Here is a 21217-nt window from a genome sequence, read left to right on the forward strand (position 1 = left end):
GCCGCTGCCTTTCATGAAGTGTCCTTGTGAAGGTTCGCCCATGCTCAGAAATCCTTGCGCACTTGCACGCCGAAGTAGCGCTCGTCGTCCCGTGGCACGGCGCGGTAGATGTAGCCCGTGCCGCTGGCAAGCAGGGGGGAATAGGATCTGTCGGTGAGATTTTTTACCAGCACCGCGACGCGCCAGCCGTTGCTGTAATCGGCCACGGCTGCGCTGGCGTTCCACAGGCCGTAGGCGCCCTGTTTGGTGTCCGGGTTCTGGCTGATGTCGTACTGCACTTCGCTCTGCCAGCTGTAGTCAGTGCCCAGTTCGATGTCCAGCCCATTGTCCAGCGGGATGGTGTAATCGGCGCGCACGTAGCTTTTCCAGTCCGGCGCGTAGGGCAGCGTCTTGCCGTTCACGTCACAGGACGCCGCCGCGCCCGCCGGGCAGCTGAACTGGTCGATGCGCGCCTTGGTGTAGGCGATGGCGCCGGAGAACTTCAGGTTGCGTGTGGCCTGCAAGGCGTAATCGGCCTCGACCCCTTCGGTGCTGACGCTGCCGGCGTTGATCAGCCGGGTCACCACCTGGCCCGCGACGCTGTCGAAAAAGTTCGCCTGATAGTTGCTGTACTCGCTGTGGAACACCGCAACGTTGGTGGTCAGGCGGTGGTTCCAGGTGGTGGCCTTGATGCCCAGCTCCCAGTTGTTCGAGGTTTCAGGTTTGAGGGCGCCGGTGTCCCGGGGCTGCATGTTGAAGAACACGTTGTAGGCCGGGCCTTTGTAGCCGCGCGAGTAGGTGAGGTAAGCCATGACCGAATCGCTCAAGTCATATTGCACGCCCAGCCGCCCGGACCAGCCGTCTTCGTCCACCGAACCGGAGCTGCTGGTGCCGGGCTGAATGCCGCTGACCGTGGTGGCGGACGTCGAGACGCGGCGGTGATCGTATTCCAGGTCGTCGTGGGTCCAGCGCAGACCGGCGATGCCGCGAAACGCCGAGGTGAAATTCAGCGTGCTTTCGCCGAACACCGCGTAGCTGTCGCTGGTGGTGCTGTAATCGGCGACGCCGGTGTTGGTCGCGGTGGGCGTGATCAGCGTGCGGCGGTAGGTTTCGTCGTCCTTGCCGTGCATGTAATACAGGCCGCCGACGTACTCGAGGAACTGCCCTTTCGGCGAGGCCAGTCGCAGCTCCTGGGAGTATTGATTGAAATCCAGATCGCCCTTGTCTGCGGTGGCCGGGAAGGCGGCGCTGACGTTGGCCAGTCGGTCACCATCCTGCCACTGCGTATTGTTCCAGCCACGCCACGCGGTGATCGAGGTCAGCGTGTAATCGCCCAGGTTCCAGTCCAGTTGCGCCGACAAGCCCTTGTTGATGTCGTCGACATGGCTGCGGTCATCGCTGACCAGGTCGCGGTTGTCGTGGCTGGCGCGTACTGGCGACAGCGCGTTGGCGAAGGCCGGTGTCAGCGACTGGCTGATGACGCCGTTGGGGGTGTCATCGTGAGACTGCATGTAGTCGCCGATGACGGTCAGTTTGACGTCCTCGTTGGGGGTGAAATCCAGCTTGCCGCGCGCGCCTTTGTGGTTGTACCCGTTGACCTCCTGGCCGTTGGCCTTGTTGTGCACGTTGCCGTCGTAGGTGCCGAACAACGTCGTGACCGAGGCCTTCAGGGTTTCGGGGATCAGGCTGCCGCCAATGCCGAAACGGGTGCGGCTTTCGTTGCCGCTGTAGTAGGACTGATCGATGTAGCCATGGGTCTCGGCGGTGGGCGCCTTGCTGACGATGTTCAACACACCGGCCGAGGCGTTCTTGCCGAATAGCGTGCCTTGGGGGCCGCGCAGGACTTCGATGCGCTCCAGGTCCAGCAGGTCCAGCGTCGCCTGGCCGGGCCGCGCGTAGACCACGCCGTCCACCACCGTCGCAACCGTGGGCTCGACGCCCGGGGATGTGGAAATGGTGCCGACGCCGCGCATGAACAGTGAGGTGTCCTTGTTCGAGGCACCGGTGCGGAAATTCAGCGCAGGCACCTGTTGCGCGATGCTGGCGACGCCGTTGCGGTTGTCGCGCTCCAGCTGTTCGCCATCCAGCACCGTGACGGCGACCGGCACCTGCTGCAGCGGTTCTTCCCGGCGGGTGGCGGTGACCGTCACGGCCTGCAGAGTGGCGGTTTCCGGTGCCTGCTCCGCGCCCGAGGGCGCGGTCGACAGGTCCGCCGCGAAGACCGGCAGTGCGCACAGCGGCAGTGCAAGTGCCAGTGATAGCTTCAGCGCCGCCGCAACGGCTTGGCTCAGATGACTCGGTAAATGGAACGCCCCGGTTTGTCGCATGATCGTTGCTCGCTGATGAATGCCTGTCGGAAGGTGGCTCTGCGGCCACTGGGTATGCTGCGCGGCAGAGAGGTGGGCATTCGCTCAAGCGAGTAGCTGATACTGTCGGTTAGCGCTAACATCGCCAGTATCGGTAATCGTTGGATAGACCGTCCAATACTGAAAAATCAGCTTTAAATAATCTCTGGTTATAACCAGTCTTTCGGCAGGAGCGGGCGTTTTGACCGACACAGCAGATCCCCCACGCAAGCGACGGGGTGCCGGGCGCGTGACCCAGGACGCCGTGGCCCGCCATGTCGGCGTGTCGACGATGACCGTGTCGCGTTACTTCAATCAGCCTGATCAGGTGTCCGACGAGCATCGTCAGCGCATCGCAGCGGCCGTTGCCGAGCTGGGTTACGTGCCCAATCTGGTCGCCGGAGGGCTGGCGTCGGCCAGGGGCAGGATCGTGGCGATGGTGGTGCCGAACATCTCCGGGCCGATCTTCGCCGACACCATTCAGGGCTTCAGCGACACCCTGGCGCAGCACGGTTATCAGCTGCTGCTGGCGTCGAGCTATTTCTCCACCGAGCAGGAAGAGCGGGCGATCCGTGCGTTTCTCGGCTGGTCACCCGCTGCGCTGGTGGTCACCAGCCACTTCCACAGCGAGGCCACGGAGAAGATGCTCGCGGCGGCGGACATCCCGCTGATCGAAACCTGGGACTACCAGCCCGACCGCGCGCCGATCCAGATTGGCTTTTCCCACCATGAAGTGGGCGTTACCGGTGCGCGTTATCTGCTGGAGCGCGGTTATCGGCGCGTGGCGTTCGTGCTCAACAGCGCGGCGGGGGACTTCAGCGCTCAGGAGCGTTGCGCCGGGTATGTGCAGGCGCTGGAAGCGGCCGGGGTCAGCCCGCAGATTTTCACGCCGGCCGGCGATCTTGCGCCGTTCGAAGCCGGCAAGCAGGCGCTCACCGGTCTGATGCAGCACGCCACGCCTCCTGATGCGATCTTCTTCGCCAACGACAATCTGGCTGCCGGAGGGTTGCTCGCGGCGCAGCGTGCAGGGGTGAGCATTCCGGGTGATTGCGCAATCTTGGGTTTCGGCGATTACCCCTTCGCCGAAATGCTTATGCCCAGCCTCAGCACGATCAAGCCGCCCGCGTTGCAGATTGGCGTGCTTGCTGCCGAGCGGGTGCTGCAGCGCCTGGGGGTAATCGGCGCGGACGAGGTCTTTCAGCGGTTGAATTTGCTGGAGTGCCGGTTGATCGGCCGGGAAAGCAGCTAGCGACGTTCTGCTAAGCCGCCATCACCAAGTGCCGCTGGCCGGTTTCGGCAGGCTCAGCGTGCCGCTGTCCTCAAAGCGCATAGTGCCAAACAGTCCGCCGGCCAGCTTGCCGTGCAGCTCGTAGGGCAGGTTGTCCAGGCGCTGCTGATCAGCAAGGCCCACCGCCTGGCGCAGGGCGGCAAAGGCTGAAACGGTGACCGGCACGGTCAGTACGCCCTCGGAGAAACGCCCGATCGTGCCTTTTTGATCGCTCACGCCGGTCGCCAGCAACCGGCCATTGACGTCCAGGTTCAGCGCGACGCCGTCGTACTGGATGTCGGTGTCGTTGGGATTTTGCAGGCGCAGCTTCACGGCGAAGCGGATTTCCAGATCCTGGCCGGGCAGGGGATCGATGCCTACCACGTTGATGTTCAACGGGTCGCGGTTGGGAAACAGCGCGCAGGCGCTCAGTGCGAGCACCATGGTCAGGCCGGCGAGGAGGGTGCGGATCAGGCGTAGCGGCATTGGTGACTCCCGTGGCAGGCCGTTGGGGCACAACATGCCCCTTCAAACGTCCTGACGATTCAAGTGTGCGACCCCGCGCGCCGGAAGAGGTTCTGCGTCAGGAGCTGCATCAGCTTCTGCATCGGGGCCGCGGGACGGGTCCTGCAGCACCTTCAAGGTCGCGGCTTCCGGGTCGAATTCGGTGAGCTCCGGCTCCTGGTATTCCTCCGGCAGAAAGATATTGAGGAGGATCGCGCAGAACGCGCCGACGGTGATGGGTGATTCGAAAATGTTGTGCAGCGCCTTGGGCAGCTCGCGCAAGACCTCCGGCACGGCAGCGACGCCCAGGCCCATGCCCAGGGAAATCGCCACGATCAGCATATTGCGCCGATGCAGGCCGGCTTCCGAGAGGATCTTGATGCCCGCCACCGCCACGGTGCCGAACATGATCAGCGTCGCGCCGCCCAGCACCGGCTTCGGCATCAGCTGCAGCACCGCGCCGATGACCGGAAACAGGCCCAGCAGCACCAGAATCCCGGCGATGTAAAACGCCACGTAGCGGCTGGCCACGCCGGTCAGCTGAATGACCCCGTTGTTCTGCGCGAACGTCACCATGGGCAGGCTGTTGAAGGTCGCGGCCAGCGCCGAATTCAGCCCGTCCGCCAGCAGCCCCGACTTGATCCGGCGGATGTACACCGGCCCGCTCACCGGCTGCCGGGAAATCATCGAATTGGCGGTAAGGTCCCCGGCGGCCTCCAGCGGCGACACGAGAAAGATCACCGCGATCGGGATGAACGCCAGCAAATCGAAGGAAAAGCCGTATTTGAACGGCACCGGCAGGCTCATCACCGGAACATGGGGCATCTGCGCGAAATCCACCCGACCCATGAACCACGCGACGGCGAAGCCCAGGGCCAGGGCGATGATGATCGCACTCAGGCGCAGTAACGGGATGTTGAACCGGTTGAGTACCACAATGGTGATCAGCACCAGCCCTGCCAGGCCCATGTTCGCCGCCGAACCCAGGTCGCTGGCGCCAAAGCCGCCGGCCATGTCGGTCATCGCCACTTTCAACAGCGACAGGCCCATCAGGGTAATGATCGTGCCAGTAACCACCGGGGTGATCAGTTTGCGCAATTTACCGATGAACTGGCTGAGGGCGACTTCGACGAACGCCGCGCAGAAGCACACGCCGAAGATCGTGGAAAGGATTTCCTCTGTGCCGCCGCCCCGGCTCTTCACCAGAAACCCCGCGCTGAGTATGACGCTGAGAAAGGAGAAACTGGTGCCCTGCAGACACAGCAGCCCCGAGCCGATCGGGCCGAAGCGTTTGGCCTGAATGAAGGTGCCCAGCCCGGACACGAACAACGCCATGCTGATCAGGTACGGCACTTCACTGTCGAGCCCGAGCACGCTGCCGACGATAAGGGTAGGGGTGATGATGCCGACGAAACTGGCCAGCACGTGCTGCAACGCGGCAAAGATCGCGGCGGTGAAATGCGGTCGGTCATGCAGGCCGTAGATGAGGTCTGTTCTGGATGAAACTGAAGCAGAAGCCGAGCGGGTCGGGGCGCTGTTGCGGGGTGCGGTCATGGTTAGCCTGCCATTTTGTTTTTATGGGGTCATGGGCTTTGCGGATGACACATCTCCGACCGGTGCGGACATCTTGTCTTGCCGGTCAGGATTGGCGACTGTACAACATGTCCACACGTAGAAATACATTTCGGTAAAAGATTGTGTACAAATCGCAGGGCGAGGCATGGCAGTCGGCCGTGGGAAAAAGGGCGCGCAGGATGCCAGAAAACATTACCCAGGTCAGCGATCGATGTCGGCGGGTTCCAGGCAAATGCTCACGGCGCTGAACCATCTTTTGCCGAAAGCCTCCATAATGATGACCGCCCGTGTCGACCGCCATCAGTGGTGACCGTCATCAGCCTGTCGAGTTTGTTCCGCAGTATCTCTGGACAAGGAGGTTTTTACTGAGGCGTCACGATGATCAAGAGCACGGCACAGCAGTTCCCGTTGAGTGAGTCGCAAATTGCATTGATCGCCCGGGCGCTGGCGGACAGCCGACGCTTTCGGATCCTGATTCAGATCGGCGACAGCGAACAGGCGCTGCCCTGCGCCGAAGTGCTGAAGGTCCATCCGGTCAGCGCCGCCACCGTCTCCCACCACACCAAAGAGCTCGAGCGCGCCGGCCTCATCGCCACCCTGCGCGAAGGCAAATACGCCAGTTTCATCATCCAGCGCGAGGTGCTCCACGCCTACGCTCGGCAGTTGATGCAGATCTAATACACCCCGTGCGATCTGCAAGACGCGGAGCGTCCGGGGCGGTGTTACCACGCGGAGCGTGGGAACCATCAACATCTAGGGTGAACAAACCGGCGTCTTCCCGGCTAAAGCCGGTCCCACTAAAAAAGCGACAGGTGCAGTCAGTGGGATGATCGTTCCCGCGCTCCGCGTGGGAATGCATTCCGTGACGCTCCGCGTCACCTCCATGGCTTGAATGCGCGTCGTCCGCAGGACGCGGAGCGTCCGGGGCGGTGTTACCACGCGGAGCGTGGGAACCATCAACAAAAGGGCACCGTGTGCAGTCAGTGGGATTGGCCCGGACTGTAGGACCGGCTTCAGCCGGGAAGCTCTTGATCTGCTTTGCTTCGCCTTTGATCTGCTCTTGATCTTCGTACGCAAAAAGCTCAGTCACCGCCAATCGCGACTTTGGTGCAGGCTGAACGCAGGTCTTGCGGAGTGGGCCGAGCGGCATGGATGCCGCGAGAGCCGCCCCCCGCCATGGATGGCGGATGGCGGCGGGCCCACGGAGCGAGACCTGAGTGAAGGAACCCCGAGGAACGAGGGGCCCAACCGAGAGCAAGCACCCTTGGTTACTTGGGGTGCTTTTCCAAGTAACTCGCCGAAGGCGAAACAGTCGGCCCCCAGGCCGACGCCCTTGATCCGCTTCAAATCTTCTTCAGCCCCATTGAAAAAAGCCCTGACAACCCCTATGTCTTGAACAATCCCGCATCCGGAGTTCCCCATGTACCCAGACGTTCAGCTCTTCATCGATGGTCAATGGCGTGCCAGTGCAGACGGCCGCACCCTCGACGTCATCAACCCCGCCGATGGCGAAACCCTCGGCACCGTAGCCCATGCCGACATCGCCGATCTGGATCAGGCCCTGGCAGCGGCCGAGCGCGGCTTTGAAACCTGGCGCAGCACCCCGGCCTACGACCGCTACAAAATCATGCAAAAGGCCGCCAACCTGCTGCGCGACCGCGTCGACCACATCGCCAACATCATGACCCAGGAACAGGGCAAACCCCTGGCCGAAGCGCGCATGGAAACCCTGTCCGCCGCCGACATCATCGACTGGCTGGCCGAAGAAGGCCGTCGCGCCTATGGCCGACTGGTCCCATCGCGCAATGTCTCGGTGGAGCAGAAAGTCATCAAAGAGCCGGTCGGCCCGGTGGCGGCCTTCACGCCGTGGAACTTCCCGATCAACCAGGTAGTACGCAAACTGTCCTCCGCGCTCGCCGCTGGCTGCTCGATCATCGTCAAGGCCCCGGAAGAAACCCCGGCGTCGCCTGCCGAACTGGTCCGCGCGTTCGTCGATGCCGGCGTTCCGGCGGGCGTCATCGGCCTGGTATACGGCGACCCTGCACAGATTTCCAGCTACCTGATTGCCCACCCGAACATCAAGAAAGTCACCTTCACCGGCTCGACCCCGGTCGGCAAGCAACTGGCAGCGCTGGCCGGTCAGCACATGAAGCGCGCGACCATGGAGCTCGGCGGCCACGCCCCGGCGCTGGTGTTCGACGACGCCGATATCGACCTGGCCGCCCGCACGCTGGCCGGTGCCAAATTCCGCAATGCCGGGCAGGTCTGCGTGTCACCCACGCGGATTCTGGTTCAGCGCGGCGTGTTCAATGAATTCGTCGAGAAGTTCGTCGGCCATGCCCACGAGCTGAAAGTCGGCAACGGCCTGGAGCAGGGCGTGACCATGGGCCCGGTGGCCAATGAGCGGCGCATTCCGGCATTGTCGGCGTTGATCAAGGACGCCAGCGACAAGGGCGCCAAGGTCCACGTCGGCGGCAAGGCTATTGAAGGGCCGGGCTACTTCTTCCAGCCCACTGTCCTCAGCGGCCTGACCACCGAAATGCGCATCATGAACGAAGAACCGTTTGGCCCGGTGGCGCTGCTGGTGCCGTTCGACACGGTTGAGGATGCCGTCAAGGAATCCAACCGCGTGCCGTTTGGTCTGGCGTCGTATGCGTTTACTTCGTCGATGAAAACCACCCACATCCTCAGCACCCGCATCGAAGCCGGCATGCTGTCGATCAACCACCAGGGCATCGGCCTGGTCGAAGTGCCGTTCGGTGGCATCAAGGATTCCGGCTACGGGTCCGAGGGCGGTACCGAAGCGATCGAGGCCTACCTGAACACCAAGCTGGTGACGGTGTTCAACGTTTAACGTCATGCAGTCGCGTTGAAAAAGAAGCCCACCGTCAGGTGGGTTTTTTTTGAGTTAGTGGGACCGGCTTTAGCCGGGAAGGGGCCGGTACCAGCAGCCTCATTGTTCAGCCCAGCCGGGGACAGATTAATTTACGGTGAAGCGATGTAAATAAATCAGTCCCCTTATATCCCCAATAAATCAGTCCTCTTATATCCCCAGTCGGTCCGCGATCCTGTGGGAGCGAGCTTGCTCGCGAAGACTTGCTCTCATTCACAGAAGAAAGTAGCTGACTGTTCCGGCCCCTCCTGAGCAAGCTCAGTCCCACAGGTTCAGCGGCTGACACAGAGCCCATCACCCCCGCTGAACTCCCGCCCGCCCCGCGAACTCTGAACCCACAGATCACTTCCGATCCACGGGGACGAGTCATGGCGATCAGCGGCGTGCAGGCGGTAGCGACGGACAGCAAAGGAGAGGTGTTCGAAACGGATCTTCCAGCCCGGCTTGATCGTCTGCCGTGGGGGCGGTTTCATACCTTGCTGGTGTTTGCGCTGGGCATCACCTGGCTGCTCGACGGGCTCGAGGTGACACTGGCGGGCTCGGTGTCCGGGGCGTTGAAAGACAGCCCGGTGCTGCACCTGACCAATGCCGACATCGGCCTGGCTGGCGGTGCCTATATCTGCGGCGCGGTACTGGGAGCGTTGTTCTTCGGCTGGCTGACCGACCGTCTCGGTCGGCGCAAACTGTTCTTCATCACCCTCGCGCTCTACATCACCGCGACTGCCGCCACGGCGTTCTCCTTCAGCCTCTGGAGTTTCCTGCTGTTCCGCTTTCTCACGGGGATGGGCATCGGCGGCGAGTACACGGCGATCAATTCCACCATTCAGGAATTTACCCCGGCCCGGTTTCGCGGCTGGGTGGACCTGACCATCAACGGCACCTTCTGGATCGGCGCGGCCCTGGGCGCGGTTGGCTCCATCGTCCTGCTGGACGCGTCGTGGGTCGGCGCGGACATGGGCTGGCGCCTGTGTTTCGGCATCGGTGCGGTGCTGGGTCTGATCATTCTGCTGATGCGCCTGTGGCTGCCGGAGAGTCCGCGCTGGTTGCTGATTCACGGCCAGGGCGAGGAGGCGAGGGTGATTGTGGAAGGCATCGAAGAGCGCCTGCGCCAACAGGGCCACGACCTCTCCGCGCCGACGGGCCCGCCATTGCGTCTGCACGCCCGGGACCACACGCCGCTGAAAGAGATTTTCCACACGCTGTTCAACACCTACCGCCGTCGCGCCCTGGTGGGCCTGACGTTGCTGACCGCCCAGGCGTTCTTCTACAACGCCATCTTCTTCACCTACGCGCTGGTGCTCACCGAGTTCTACCAAGTGCCGTCGGCCTCCATCGGCTGGTACGTGCTGCCCCTGGCGCTGGGCAACTTCTGTGGGCCCTTGCTGCTCGGCCGGCTGTTCGATGTGGTGGGGCGGCGGGTGATGATCAGCCTGACTTACGCGGTCTCCGGGGTTTTGCTGACCGTCAGCGGCTATTTATTTCAGCAGGGTGTTCTGGACGTCACCCAACAGGCCATCGCCTGGATGATCATCTTCTTCTTCGCCTCGGCAGCGGCCAGTTCGGCGTACCTGACCGTCGCAGAGACCTTCCCGCTGGAAATCCGTGCACTGGCGATTGCGGTGTTCTATGCGTTCGGCACGGCGCTGGGTGGCATTGTCGGTCCAACACTGTTCGGCGAGCTGATCGACACCCACGAGCGCGGGCCGGTGTTCTTCGGCTACCTGATCGGCGCGGTGTTGATGTTGCTGGCCGCAGTGGTGCAGGCGATCTGGGGCGTGGCCTCCGAAGGCAAATCCCTCGAAGAAGTGGCGCGGCCGTTGTCCCAGGCCCACGACTGACCCAAACACCCGGGCGGCGATTGGTCAGTTTTGTTCAATCACCGCCCGGCCGCGCTTCGTACACTCACCTGACAGTCAATGACAGATGAGACGTGCAATGAACCTGATGATTTCCATGGCGGCGTTTGCGCTGGCCGCCTCCATATCGCCGGGGCCGGTGAACGTCGTGGCGCTCAGTACGGGCGCGCAGTTCGGCTTGCGCGCCAGCTTGCGTCATGTGCTCGGCGCGACGGTGGGCTTTGTCGTGCTGCTGATGTTCACCGGGTTCGGGCTGCATGAAGTGCTGCAGCGCTACCCGATGCTCACCGAGATCATTCGCTGGTCGGGGGTAGCGTTTCTGCTCTATCTCGCGTGGAAACTGGCGATGGACGACGGCCGCCTCGACGTCGCCAAACCGACCCGCGAGCCGTCTTTTCTGCACGGCGCGGCGATGCAATGGCTGAACCCGAAAGCGTGGCTGGCGGCCGTGGCGGGAATGGGCGCGTTCGTGGCCGATGGCGAGGCGCGACTGATCGGTCTGTTTGCGCTGATTTACTTTGTCGTGTGCTACCTGTCGGTGGGCTGCTGGGCCTGCGCCGGTGCGTTTCTGGGCCCTTACTTACGCAGCCCCCGGCGTATCCGCATGTTCAACCGCAGCATGGCGGCGCTGTTGGCAGGCTGCGCGGTGTCACTGTTTTACGTCTGAGCCCGTTCAAGTCCGGGCAAGGAAAAGTCCGATCACGGTTTGTACTGGCCCGGCGTCAGGGCCAGATGCTTTTTGAACGCCCGCTGAAAGTGCGCCTGATCGGCAAAGCCACTCTGCTGGGCGATATCGGCGATGGGCTCGCCGCTGCGCAATTGCGCCTGGCCATGCTGGATGCGCCGGTTGACCAGCCAGGCGTGCGGGGTCATGTGGTAATGCTGCTCGAACGCGCGAATCAGGTAGGCCTCGGACAGATTCGCCACCGCGCACAGGTCTTCCAGCCGAATCGGTTGCATGTAATGCGCATCGATGTAGCGCGCCACACGTTCGACCTTGGGATTGGCCCGTCTCGGTGTCAGCGTCGAGCCGCCCAGACGCTGTTCGACCCGCGTGAAGAACCCGACCGCGGCCTCCTGTTTTGCCAGCGTATCCAGCTGCGAATCCACCAGCTGCCGATGTAGCGCCAGCAGCCCATCGAACAACAGCGGGTCACGACTGTTGGTGGCCGGATACCCGCGAAACACGCCGCCGTTGTTGGCCCCGCAATCACGCTGAAGCGCGCCCAGCCACTGCGCGTTCACGTACAGCATCAGGTAGGACCACGGCTGATCATCGATTGGGTTGCAGGCGTGGACCTCGCCGGGGTTCATCACCACAACGGTGCCGGCGGCGATGGTCTGGGTGGTCTTCTCGTGCAGGTAGGTGCTTTGCCCGGCGGTGATTGCGCCGATGGAGAACACGTCGTGGGAATGACGGGAATAACAGACCTTGCGGCCGTCGTGGATAGAGCGCGCTTCAATGAACGGCAGCTGCGCGTCCCGCCAGAACACCGGTTGATCAAGACGTTTCACCGGGTTCTGGCAGGTCATCTCAACTCATCCCTTGTTGCGTTTGCAGCTGTGAAAGAGGTCCAGCGCCGGCTGGTATTCCGTGCTGGTAACGCCGAGCAAGCCTAGCACCGAATGAAACATATAGTCATGGCTCAGGTCCGGCTGGTCTTGCCTGGCGGCCAGGCAGGTGCGATCGACGCCGGCGTCCTCCAGGGTCGAGTGGCCGAACCACATCACCATCGGCACATGGGTCTGGGCCGTCGGAGCGATGGCGTACGGCGCGGCGTGCAGATAGATGCCGTTTTCGCCGAGGGACTCGCCGTGGTCCGAGACGTAGATCATCGAGGCATCGACCTTGTCCTGATTGCGCTTGAGCAGTTCGATGGTCTGGGACAGGAAATGGTCGGTGTAGAGAATGGTGTTGTCGTAGACGTTTTTCAGTTCGTCGGACGTGCAACTGCCCAACTGATTGGTATGGCAAACCGGCGTGAAGCGTTCGAGGCTTTTGGGGTAGCGATCGTAGTATTCCGGACCGTGGCTGCCATCGGAATGGAGGACGATGATGGCGTTGTCCTGCAGCGAATCGATGTAGTCCTGCAAGCCCACCAGCAGCGATTCGTCGAGGCAATTCTGGCCATCGCAGAACGGGCTCGGCTGATTTTTCGGAATGTCGCTGTGGGGCACGCGCAGGCAGGTGCCTTTGCAATCGCTGTTGTTGTCCAGCCACAGCACCTTCAGGCCGGCGCGCTGGAGCATGTCCAGCAGACCCTCGTAGGTCTTGCCCTTTTTGTCGCTGTAATCAGTGCGCGGAAACTTCGAAAACATGCACGGCACCGACACGGCGGTTGACGTGCCGCACGAGGCCACGTGGGTGAAGTTGAGAATGTCCTGCTTCTTCAGCTCCGGGTTGGTCTCCCGCCCGTAACCGTTGAGAGAGAAGTGATCGGCGCGGGCCGTTTCGCCGACGACAAAGATCATCAGGCTCTTTTTCGGCCGCTGTTGCGCTTGCGGGCTGAGCGCTGCGTCGGCGCCAACGGTCTGGATGTTCAGCGTCTCTTTGATGGCGACGGTCTGCTTGGTCAGCTTGCCGATGGCGTAGAGGTAATTGGTCGGGTTGATGAAGTGGGTGAGCTTGTCTTCATCGCGAAAGATCGGCGCATAGGTCGAGTAGAAAGGCCCGACGGCAGCGGCGATCACCAGCAGACAGCCGATGCACACCAGCACTTTGTTGACCAGCCCGGGCAACACGCGGCGATAGGTCACCGGCACCCGCCAGATCAGTGCGATCGGCAGCGCGCCGAGCAGTCCCAGGTAGAGAAACAGCTTGCCGCTCAACAGGGCTTGGGCCTCGCCGGGGTTGGTTTCGAGCACGTTCTGCATCATCGTCGTGTCGATGCTGATGCCGTAGGTGTTCATGAAGTACGCGGCGCCGGCCGAGCACAGCGCGACCAGACTCAGCACCGGCTTAAGCGTCGGGCGAAACGAAAAAGGCGTGAGCAGGAGGGTGATCGCAGCCCACAGCAGGAGGGCAAACGACACATAAAACGCGATGGCTTTGACGCCTTGTAACTGCGCCAGATCAATCAGTGCGCGCCAGGTCGCCAGGTTGTAAAACAGCACCAGACACAGGGAAAACAGCATCACCAGACGAGTAGACGTGACCGGTTTGACCATCGGATTCATTTCCATATCAGGGGCCGCGCAGTGCCTGGCGTGCGGGTGCAGCAGGCATTTCCATCCATAGTGCCGAGACGTGAGCGCCGAGACGTGCGGTGAGTCAGTCAATGGCTGCCGGGAGGGGAGGCGGGACAGACCGCGCGGAGTTTTCCAAATCGATTGTGAAGGCTTCGTGAAATCCCGCAGGCGCTTGTTTCCGGGGCGCGAAAAGCAGTTTTTGCAGGCCGGGGTGGGCTTGCGACCGCTTGCTGTCACTGCCCGGCGATGACCCTGTCCACGGTGCCGTTCTGCTTGAGTCGGGCGAACGCGGCGGTGATCCGCTGCACCGTCTCATCCGGGGTGCTGGCGCTGAGGGCGACGTACAGACCTTTGGACAGTTCGTCGAGGGTGAAGACGCTTTCCAGGTCCTCGAAATCGATGTGCAGATCGGCGCATTGTTCCCGCGCCTCGCGTTCGGGCATGGGAATCAGCTCGACCTGGCCGCTGATGAGTTTGCGCAGGTTGTCGAGGTTATTGGCCGACACCACCATCCTGCTGAAACCCTTGCCCTCCAGGTACTGCTGGCGCGAATCGTCGCGCACCACGCCGACGGTGTAGTGACTGGCGTCCTGCAGATCCGTGACCCGCACATCGCGGCGCTTGCGGAGTTTGTAGAACGACGGCATGACGTGTTCCAGCTCGCCGACCCACTTGAACAGCCCTTCGCGCGCACTGCTGCGAATCATGGGGTAGATGAGCACGTTTGCTTCCAGGCGAGCGATGTCGTAGGCCCTTGCCCAAGGGTAGAGGGCCATGTGGTAGTCGGTGATGCCGGCGTTGGCGAGGGTCATCTCGACGACTTCACTGGCGACCCCGACCACCTTGTCGCCGTCAAGCGCGCTGTAGGAAGAGTCCTCGGTCACCACTTGCAGCGGCGTGGCGTCGGCGGTCAGGCACACGAACAGCATCAGGAAAGTGGCCAGAACACTGTGCTGACAATGAATTTTTCCCATGGCATCCCTCTCGGTTCAGATCACACAGCGGTCCCGGCCCTGGCTTTTCGCCCGGTACAGTGCCCGGTCGGCACTCTGCAGCAGTTGATCGAAGTGCTCCATGTTCGCCGGGTCGAGTTCGGCCACGCCGATGCTCAAGGTCACGAAGGGCGAGACCGGTGAAGCGCTGTGGACCAGTTGTTGTCGGGCCAGCAGGCCGCGCAGGCGATCGGCCGAGGCCAGCGCCTGTTGCTCATCCTGGCCCGGCAGCAGCACTGCGAACTCTTCGCCGCCAAGCCGCGCCACCAGTTCGCCGGACCGCGAAAACAGCGCGCTCATGGCCAGCGCCACGTCGCGCAGGCATTGATCGCCCCGCGCATGGCCGTAGGTGTCGTTGTACAGCTTGAAGAAATCGATGTCGCACATCAGCACCGACAGCGGCTGGCGATGACGCAAGGCGCGGTTGAATTCCAGCTCCTTGAGCTCGTCGAAATGGCGGCGGTTGGCGAGCCCCGTGAGGGGATCGAAGCGGGTCAGCGCTTCCAGCCGTGTATTGGCGGCCTTGAGCTGTGCGGTGCGCTGCTCGACCAGTTCGGCGAGCTGATCGCGGCTGGCGGCGAGGGCGACCTCATCGTGGGCCTGACGCTCCAGGTGCGCGGCCAGTTTGTCCTGAAGGTCATTGACGCCCGCTTCCAGCAAGTCAAGTTCGTCGCCCCCCTTGCCGCGCCGTTCCAGGGTCAGGTGGGTCTTTAGGTTGAGCGGCGTCAGGTGTTCGAGGTGCCGGGCAATGCGCCGCACGTGCAGGGTCACCGAACGGTTGAACATCCCCATGATCAACCCGGCCAGCGCCAGGGACTGAATGATCTGAGTGAGGATGATGATCTCGACCTCTTTCGACATGCGCTCCCAGAGCAGATTCTCATCGCCCTCGATCGTCAGCTCGCCGACCACCTCACTGGCGCCGGGGTACGGCGCCACGGTCAGTAGTCGGTGCAACACAGGGGCGCGGATCGAGCCGGCGTGGCCAGGGTGGTGGCGTTCCAGGATTTCAGGTGCGCGACCGGGCCGCAGGATCTTAAGCTGTACCCGACCCACCGGCGCCGCTGTGGCCACGCTGTCGATCTGGGTCTGTAGCGCCTGGTCGTCCATTTCCCATACAGCTTTGGACAGCGTGCCCTGAAACACCTGATCGATCAGGGTCAGCTCGGCGTTCATCGTCGCCAGGTTGGTTTCGCAGGCGAACCAGGTGCGCACCAGCACCGTCGCGGCAGTGAACAGCACGCAGAACGCCAGCGTTGCCAGCACAAGACGCCGCGCCAGCGAACCGGTGCTTTGGCCGGTTCGCGGTGTGGGGCGGGTCTCGCCGGGCGCGTCAGAAGGCGTTTCGCTCTGCATGCTCATTGCCACTTGCGCGCGATGGCGTCGTAGGTGCCATTGGCGCGAATCGTCTCCAGGGCTTTCTGAAACAGCTGCACCGTGGCATCGGGCGTTCCCGTGCTGAACGCCATGTTGAAGCCGCCGGCTTCCTCCAGCTCTTTTACGCGCAGGGATTGCACCAGGGTTCGGGCCGGGTCATCACCCACCTGCCGGGCGAGGTAGTAAGCGTTGAGTTCGTCGGAAATCCACAGGTCGACGTGGCCGGTCTGCAGTTTCTGGTAATTGAATTCGTAGCGATTGCTCGATTGCAGCTGATGGCCGATCTCGAACGTGCGCGCCATCAGATACTGCTCGCCAACATCTTCATTGACCGTCGCGGTCTGCCAGTCCCGGGCATCGTCCAGGCTCAGCAACGTAACGGGATGGCTGGCGGACGAATAGAGAAACCAGCGCGACGCGGCGATGGTGCCGACCCACTTGAACAGATGCTCGCGCTCGGCGGTGCGGGTGATGGAGTAAATCAGCACATTGGGCGTGTGCAGCGCCATATCATACGCCCGTGCCCAGGGCATGGACTGAATGGAGGCCTGCACATTGACCTCCTTCAGCACGGCCTGAACGACCTCGGTGCTCATGCCGGTGAGCACCCCGTCGCGGGTCATGTTGTAGGGCGGGAGTTCTTCGGTGACGACATGAATCTTCGCATGAAGCGCATCTGAGTTAATCGATTCAGCTCCCAGCGCGCCTGTCCCCGTACACAGCAACAGCGCCACACAAAGTGCGCTGCCCAGCGAGTGAATGAGCGAATGGAGTGTCATCGATAACTACCTCATGGGTGCAAAAGCGACCGATTCCGGGCCGTGAATAACCCGGCGCAACCGTCACCGACTGCCTTGCACATTGGGATATCGGCTGAATAATCCGTCACTTGAGACGGCTTCCTGCCGGTCATCCTAACAGCTTGAACAGACAAGTCCGGGTTCCCCCACTGCCGCGCGCAACCTCACACAAAGTTCCCGACCGCCAGACAAAGCACATCGCGCGGCAACCACCGATCTCCAGTGACCGGACGGGCCTCTTCCCGGCTAAAGCCGGTCCCACTAAAAAGCCGTGTGCAGTCAGTGGGACCGGCTTCAGCCGGGAAGCATTTGATCTGCTTTTGATCTTCGTACACAAAAAGTCCAGACATCGCCAAACGCGACTTGGGTGCAGGCTGAACGCAGGTTTTGTGGAGTGGGCCGAGCCGCAGGGATGCGGCGAGAGCGCCGTCAGGACATGGATGTCCGTTCGGCGCGGGCCCACGGAGCAAGACCGGAGTGAAGGAACCCTGACGAAGGAAGGGCCAAACCAAGAGCAGGCACTTTTGCTTACTTTTGGTGCTTTTCAAAAGTAAGTCGCCGAAGGCGAAACAATCTGCCCCCAGGCAGATGCTTTTAAACAACTGTGGCGTTCTGCCACATCAGAGCAAACGCGATTCCTTGACCTGGATCAAAGGTGCACGAAGGGGCTGTAGGAAAAATACCCCGCACCCCGACGAGTCCTCAACATGCCCGGTCCCTTCGACTTCCTCAAACACCCCCTGGCCAAAGACATCAGTCTGATCCTCCTGATCAAACTCGTCCTGCTCATGGGCATCCGCAGCGTCTGGTTCGACGCCCCGGTCGAAATCAAGGACGACGGCGTGCAAACCGGCCTGCACGTACTGGGCACCCCACCCGCACCCTCTGAGAAAAACCCAAAATGATATCGGAATCAGTCGTCGACCTCTCCCGGCTGCAGTTCGCGATGACCGCGCTGTACCACTTCCTGTTCGTCCCGTTGACCCTCGGCATGACCTTCCTGCTCGCCATCATGGAATCGGTCTACGTCATGACCGGCAAGCAGGTCTACAAAGACATGACGAAGTTCTGGGGAAAACTGTTCGGCATCAACTTCGCCCTCGGCGTCACCACCGGCCTGACCATGGAATTCCAGTTCGGTACCAACTGGGCCTACTACAGCCACTACGTCGGTGACATCTTCGGCGCGCCGCTTGCCATCGAAGGGATGATGGCGTTCTTCCTCGAATCGACTTTCATCGGCCTGTTCTTCTTTGGCTGGGACCGCCTGACCCGCGCCCAGCACCTGACCGTCACCTGGCTGGTGGCGATCGGCTCGAACATGTCGGCGCTGTGGATCCTCATCGCCAACGGCTGGATGCAGAACCCGGTCGGCGCCGAGTTCAACTTCACCACCATGCGCATGGAACTCACCAGCTTCAGCGACTTGCTGTTCAACCCCGTCGCCCAGGTCAAGTTCGTCCACACCGTAGCGTCCGGCTACGTCACCGGCGCGATCTTCGTTCTGGCGATTTCCAGCTGGTACTTGCTCAAGGGCCGCGACATCGCCTTCGCCCGCCGCTCGTTCGCCATCGCCTCGGCATTCGGCATGGCCTCGATCCTCTCGGTGATCGTGCTGGGTGATGAATCCGGCTACGAGATCGGTGACGTGCAGAAAACCAAACTGGCCGCCATCGAAGCCGAGTGGGAAACCGAACCGGCCCCGGCGGCGTTTACCCTGTTCGGCTTGCCCAACCAGGCCGAGCAGCGCACCGACTACGCGGTCAAGATTCCCTACGTGATGGGCATCATTGCCACCCGCTCGGTGGACAAGCAGGTCACCGGCATCAAGGACCTGGTCCGCGAACACGAAGGCCGCATCCGCAACGGCATGACCGCCTACGACTTGCTTGGCCAGCTGCGCGGTGGCGACAAGAGCGAGCAGACCCTCGACGCCTTCAATGCGGCGAAAAAGGACCTCGGCTACGGCCTGTTGCTCAAGAAATACACCGACAAGGTCGTCGACGCCAACGAGCAACAGATCAAGCAGGCCGCGCTGGACTCGATCCCGCAGGTGGCGTCGATCTTCTGGACCTTTCGCGTGATGGTGCTCAGCGGGATGCTCATGCTGCTGTTGTTCGCCTGTGCCTTCTGGGCGTCGGCGCGCAAGAACGAGACCCGCAAGCGCTGGCTGCTCAAGTGGGCGCTGTTCAGCCTGCCGCTGCCGTGGATTGCCACCCAGACCGGCTGGTGGGTCGCCGAGCACGGTCGTCAGCCCTGGTCCATCGGCGAAGTGCTGCCCGTGCACCTCTCGGCCTCGACCCTGTCGGCGGCGGATGTGATCGGTTCGATTGTGGCGCTGGTCGGCTTCTACACCGTCCTGCTGATCATCGAGATGTACCTGATGATCAAGTTCGCCCGACTCGGCCCGAGCAGCCTGCACACCGGTCGCTATCACTTCGAGCAAGGCGCGCAGGGCAACGCTGCTCACGCCAAACAACCGGCCCTGGCCTGAGGAATCACCGATGTTCGATTACGAGACACTGAAAATGATCTGGTGGGTGCTGGTCGGCGTGTTGCTGATCGGCTTCGCCCTCACCGATGGCTTCGACCTGGGTGCAGCGATGCTGATGCCCTACGTCGGGCGCAGCGACACCGAGCGGCGCGTGGTCATCAACACCATCGCCCCGCACTGGGACGGCAATCAAGTCTGGCTGATCACCGCCGGCGGTGCGCTTTTTGCCGCATGGCCACTGGTCTACGCCGCGGCGTTCTCGGGTTTGTATTGGGCGCTGCTGCTGGTGCTGTTTGCGCTGTTCGTGCGCCCGGTAGGGTTCGATTACCGCAGCAAGCTGGAAAACACCCGCTGGCGGCAGAGCTGGGACTGGGGCCTGTTCATCGGTGGCGTGGTGCCGTCGCTGGTCTTCGGCGTGGCGTTCGGCAACCTGTTGCTGGGCGTGCCGTTCCAGTTCGACGACACCCTGCGCTCCAGCTATCACGGCAACTTCTGGCAGCTGTTGAGCCCGTTTGGCCTGCTGGCCGGCGTGGTCAGCCTGAGCATGCTCGGCCTGCACGGCGGCAGCTGGCTGATGATGCGCACCGAAGGGGCCATTGCCCAACGCTCCCGCCGTGCGGCCCAGTGGTTGTCGCTCGTGTTCTTGCTGTCGTTCATCGGGGCCGGCGTGTGGCTGTTGCTCGGCGGCATTCAGGGCCTGGCGATCACTTCGGCGTTCGATGCTGGCGCTGCGCTCAACCCGCTGGCGAAAACCGTGACGGCCAGCAACCACGGCTGGCTGGGGAATTATCAGCAGCACCCGCTGACGGTCGTCGCACCGTTGTTGGGGATTTTCGGTGGCTTGCTGGCCTTGCTCGGCGCCAGTGCGGGGCAGGGCAGGACGGCGTTCCTCGGCAGCAGCCTGGCCATCGTCGGCGCTTTGTGCACGGCAGGTTTCGCGCTGTTCCCGTTCGTCATGCCGTCGAGCCTGGACCCGGTGTCGAGCCTGACCGTGTGGGACGCCGTTTCCAGCCATAAAACCCTGATGATCATGCTGATCGCGGCGTCGATTTTCGTGCCGTTGATCCTCTGCTACACGCTGTGGTGCTACGCCAAGATGTGGGGCAAGGTCACCACCGCGCACATCGACCACAACCCCCACGGCCTGTACTGAACCACGTTTTAGAGGAGAGACAACTATGTGGTATTTCGCCTGGATTCTCGGCGTGTTGCTGGCCTGCAGCTTCGGCATCATCAACGCGCTGTGGCTGGAGTCATCCGACGCTGCAGCGCTGGAGAGCGGCCGTGACCGCTGAAGCGCTGAATGCACCCTTCAGGCACGCCGTCGGCCGGGCGTTGTCCCTGCTGATGGCCGCGCCGCTGAGCCTGGTGCTGCTGATTCACCCGGCGTCGATGCTCGACGCCAACGGCCATTACTCCCACAGCCTGCTGATGCTGATCATGTGGGGCGTGGCCGGAGGGTTTGTCCACGGCGTCGGTTTCGAGCCGCGGGCGATGGCTTGGCGGGTGGTGTTTCACCCGCTGCTGGCCTGGTCGCTGATGGCCTTGGGTTTTGGGATGTGGCTGACGGCGCGGCAGTGGCTTTAGGCGCTTTATGAGGCAGCTGCAGCGTTGGCCGTCTTCACCGCGGGCACGATGGACAGCGCGATCAACGCGGCAATCGCACACAACAGGCCGGAAATGAAAAACGCCGGCAGGTACGTGGCGAAATGCGTGCGCGTCCAGCCGGCGCCGAAGGCGGCAAACGCTGCACCCAGCTGATGCCCGGCGAACACCCAGCCAAACACGATATTGGCGCGTTCTGCGCCAAATCGCTGGGCGGTCAGCTTCACCGTCGGCGGCACCGTGGCGATCCAGTCCAGCCCGTACAACAGGGCAAACACCGACAGCCCGAACACAGTGAAATCAAGAAAGGGCAGCAGCACCAGCGACACGCCGCGAAAGCC

General features: G+C 62.4%; 19 protein-coding genes. 10 read left to right on the top strand and 9 right to left on the bottom strand.

What is annotated here, in order from left to right; genetic code table 11:
• Positions 1-44: 44 nt before the first annotated feature.
• Positions 45-2306, bottom strand: coding sequence for a TonB-dependent receptor (locus tag AC3ISG_RS09465; protein ID WP_489299086.1), 2262 nt, complete (start codon positions 2304-2306; stop codon positions 45-47).
• A gap of 220 nt (positions 2307-2526) precedes the next feature.
• On the opposite strand from AC3ISG_RS09465, the gene AC3ISG_RS09470 reads away from it, so the two are divergent.
• Positions 2527-3573, top strand: coding sequence for a LacI family DNA-binding transcriptional regulator (locus AC3ISG_RS09470; RefSeq protein ID WP_240356564.1), 1047 nt, complete (start codon positions 2527-2529; stop codon positions 3571-3573).
• Positions 3574-3594: 21 nt separating this feature from the next.
• Here the strand turns inward: AC3ISG_RS09470 and AC3ISG_RS09475 are convergent, their stop codons facing one another.
• Together AC3ISG_RS09475 and AC3ISG_RS09480 are read right to left on the bottom strand one after the other, a co-directional pair.
• The gene (locus tag AC3ISG_RS09475; protein ID WP_122534520.1) at positions 3595-4077 is read right to left on the bottom strand and encodes an LEA/WHy family protein; all 483 of its coding nucleotides are present in this window, start codon (positions 4075-4077) and stop codon (positions 3595-3597) included.
• 42 nt (positions 4078-4119) lie between these two features.
• The gene (locus AC3ISG_RS09480) at positions 4120-5649 is read right to left on the bottom strand and encodes a nucleobase:cation symporter-2 family protein (RefSeq protein ID WP_489299087.1); all 1530 of its coding nucleotides are present in this window, start codon (positions 5647-5649) and stop codon (positions 4120-4122) included.
• A 399-nt stretch (positions 5650-6048) separates the two neighbouring features.
• On the opposite strand from AC3ISG_RS09480, the gene AC3ISG_RS09485 reads away from it, so the two are divergent.
• The 4 genes from AC3ISG_RS09485 (at position 6049) to AC3ISG_RS09500 (ending at position 11086) form a co-directional block, all read left to right on the top strand.
• The gene (locus AC3ISG_RS09485) at positions 6049-6348 is read left to right on the top strand and encodes an ArsR/SmtB family transcription factor (RefSeq protein WP_205482901.1); all 300 of its coding nucleotides are present in this window, start codon (positions 6049-6051) and stop codon (positions 6346-6348) included.
• A gap of 742 nt (positions 6349-7090) precedes the next feature.
• Positions 7091-8524 (top strand): NAD-dependent succinate-semialdehyde dehydrogenase, encoded by a 1434-nt coding sequence (locus AC3ISG_RS09490; protein WP_489299088.1) that lies wholly within the window; start codon positions 7091-7093, stop codon positions 8522-8524.
• Between the two features lie 407 nt (positions 8525-8931).
• Positions 8932-10401 carry an MFS transporter gene (locus tag AC3ISG_RS09495; RefSeq protein WP_489299089.1) on the top strand — a complete coding sequence of 490 codons (1470 nt, stop codon included), beginning with the start codon at positions 8932-8934 and terminating at the stop codon, positions 10399-10401.
• Positions 10402-10498: 97 nt separating this feature from the next.
• Positions 10499-11086 carry a LysE family translocator gene (locus tag AC3ISG_RS09500; protein WP_489299090.1) on the top strand — a complete coding sequence of 196 codons (588 nt, stop codon included), beginning with the start codon at positions 10499-10501 and terminating at the stop codon, positions 11084-11086.
• Positions 11087-11118: 32 nt separating this feature from the next.
• Here the strand turns inward: AC3ISG_RS09500 and AC3ISG_RS09505 are convergent, their stop codons facing one another.
• The 5 genes from AC3ISG_RS09505 to AC3ISG_RS09525 all read right to left on the bottom strand — a co-directional run bounded on the left by AC3ISG_RS09505 (position 11119) and on the right by AC3ISG_RS09525 (position 16756).
• Positions 11119-11952: an AraC family transcriptional regulator gene (locus AC3ISG_RS09505; RefSeq protein WP_489299091.1), complete on the bottom strand. Its 834-nt coding sequence runs from the start codon at positions 11950-11952 to the stop codon at positions 11119-11121.
• A gap of 6 nt (positions 11953-11958) precedes the next feature.
• Positions 11959-13602: a phosphoethanolamine transferase gene (locus AC3ISG_RS09510; protein WP_489299092.1), complete on the bottom strand. Its 1644-nt coding sequence runs from the start codon at positions 13600-13602 to the stop codon at positions 11959-11961.
• Positions 13603-13841: 239 nt separating this feature from the next.
• Entirely contained in the window at positions 13842-14582 is a 741-nt protein-coding gene (locus AC3ISG_RS09515; protein WP_489299093.1) for a substrate-binding periplasmic protein, read from the bottom strand.
• 15 nt (positions 14583-14597) lie between these two features.
• Positions 14598-15956, bottom strand: a complete 1359-nt coding sequence (locus AC3ISG_RS09520; protein ID WP_489299094.1) for a GGDEF domain-containing protein — start codon at positions 15954-15956, stop codon at positions 14598-14600.
• A gap of 2 nt (positions 15957-15958) precedes the next feature.
• On the bottom strand, positions 15959-16756 hold the full coding sequence (locus AC3ISG_RS09525; RefSeq protein ID WP_122534529.1) for a transporter substrate-binding domain-containing protein: 798 nt from the start codon (positions 16754-16756) through the stop codon (positions 15959-15961).
• 728 nt (positions 16757-17484) lie between these two features.
• Here AC3ISG_RS09525 and cydP point away from each other — a divergent pair.
• From cydP to AC3ISG_RS09550, 5 genes are read left to right on the top strand one after another with little or no spacing between them, the layout of a single operon-like run.
• Positions 17485-17682: a cytochrome oxidase putative small subunit CydP gene (gene cydP, locus AC3ISG_RS09530; RefSeq protein WP_122534530.1), complete on the top strand. Its 198-nt coding sequence runs from the start codon at positions 17485-17487 to the stop codon at positions 17680-17682.
• The gene (locus AC3ISG_RS09535; RefSeq protein ID WP_489299095.1) at positions 17679-19271 is read left to right on the top strand and encodes a cytochrome ubiquinol oxidase subunit I; all 1593 of its coding nucleotides are present in this window, start codon (positions 17679-17681) and stop codon (positions 19269-19271) included. Before cydP ends, AC3ISG_RS09535 begins: the two co-directional genes overlap by 4 nt.
• 10 nt (positions 19272-19281) lie before the next feature.
• Positions 19282-20424, top strand: coding sequence for a cytochrome d ubiquinol oxidase subunit II (gene cydB, locus AC3ISG_RS09540; protein WP_272634927.1), 1143 nt, complete (start codon positions 19282-19284; stop codon positions 20422-20424).
• Positions 20425-20449: 25 nt separating this feature from the next.
• Positions 20450-20566: a cytochrome bd-I oxidase subunit CydX gene (cydX, locus tag AC3ISG_RS09545; RefSeq protein WP_065988546.1), complete on the top strand. Its 117-nt coding sequence runs from the start codon at positions 20450-20452 to the stop codon at positions 20564-20566.
• Positions 20556-20858, top strand: coding sequence for a cyd operon YbgE family protein (locus tag AC3ISG_RS09550; RefSeq protein WP_272634926.1), 303 nt, complete (start codon positions 20556-20558; stop codon positions 20856-20858). Before cydX ends, AC3ISG_RS09550 begins: the two co-directional genes overlap by 11 nt.
• A gap of 5 nt (positions 20859-20863) precedes the next feature.
• On the opposite strand, the gene AC3ISG_RS09555 is transcribed toward AC3ISG_RS09550, so the two are convergent.
• Positions 20864-21205, bottom strand: a complete 342-nt coding sequence (locus AC3ISG_RS09555; protein WP_489299096.1) for a hypothetical protein — start codon at positions 21203-21205, stop codon at positions 20864-20866.
• Between the last annotated feature and the right edge of the window lie 12 nt (positions 21206-21217).

Source organism: Pseudomonas sp. GL_135, assembly GCF_057834665.1.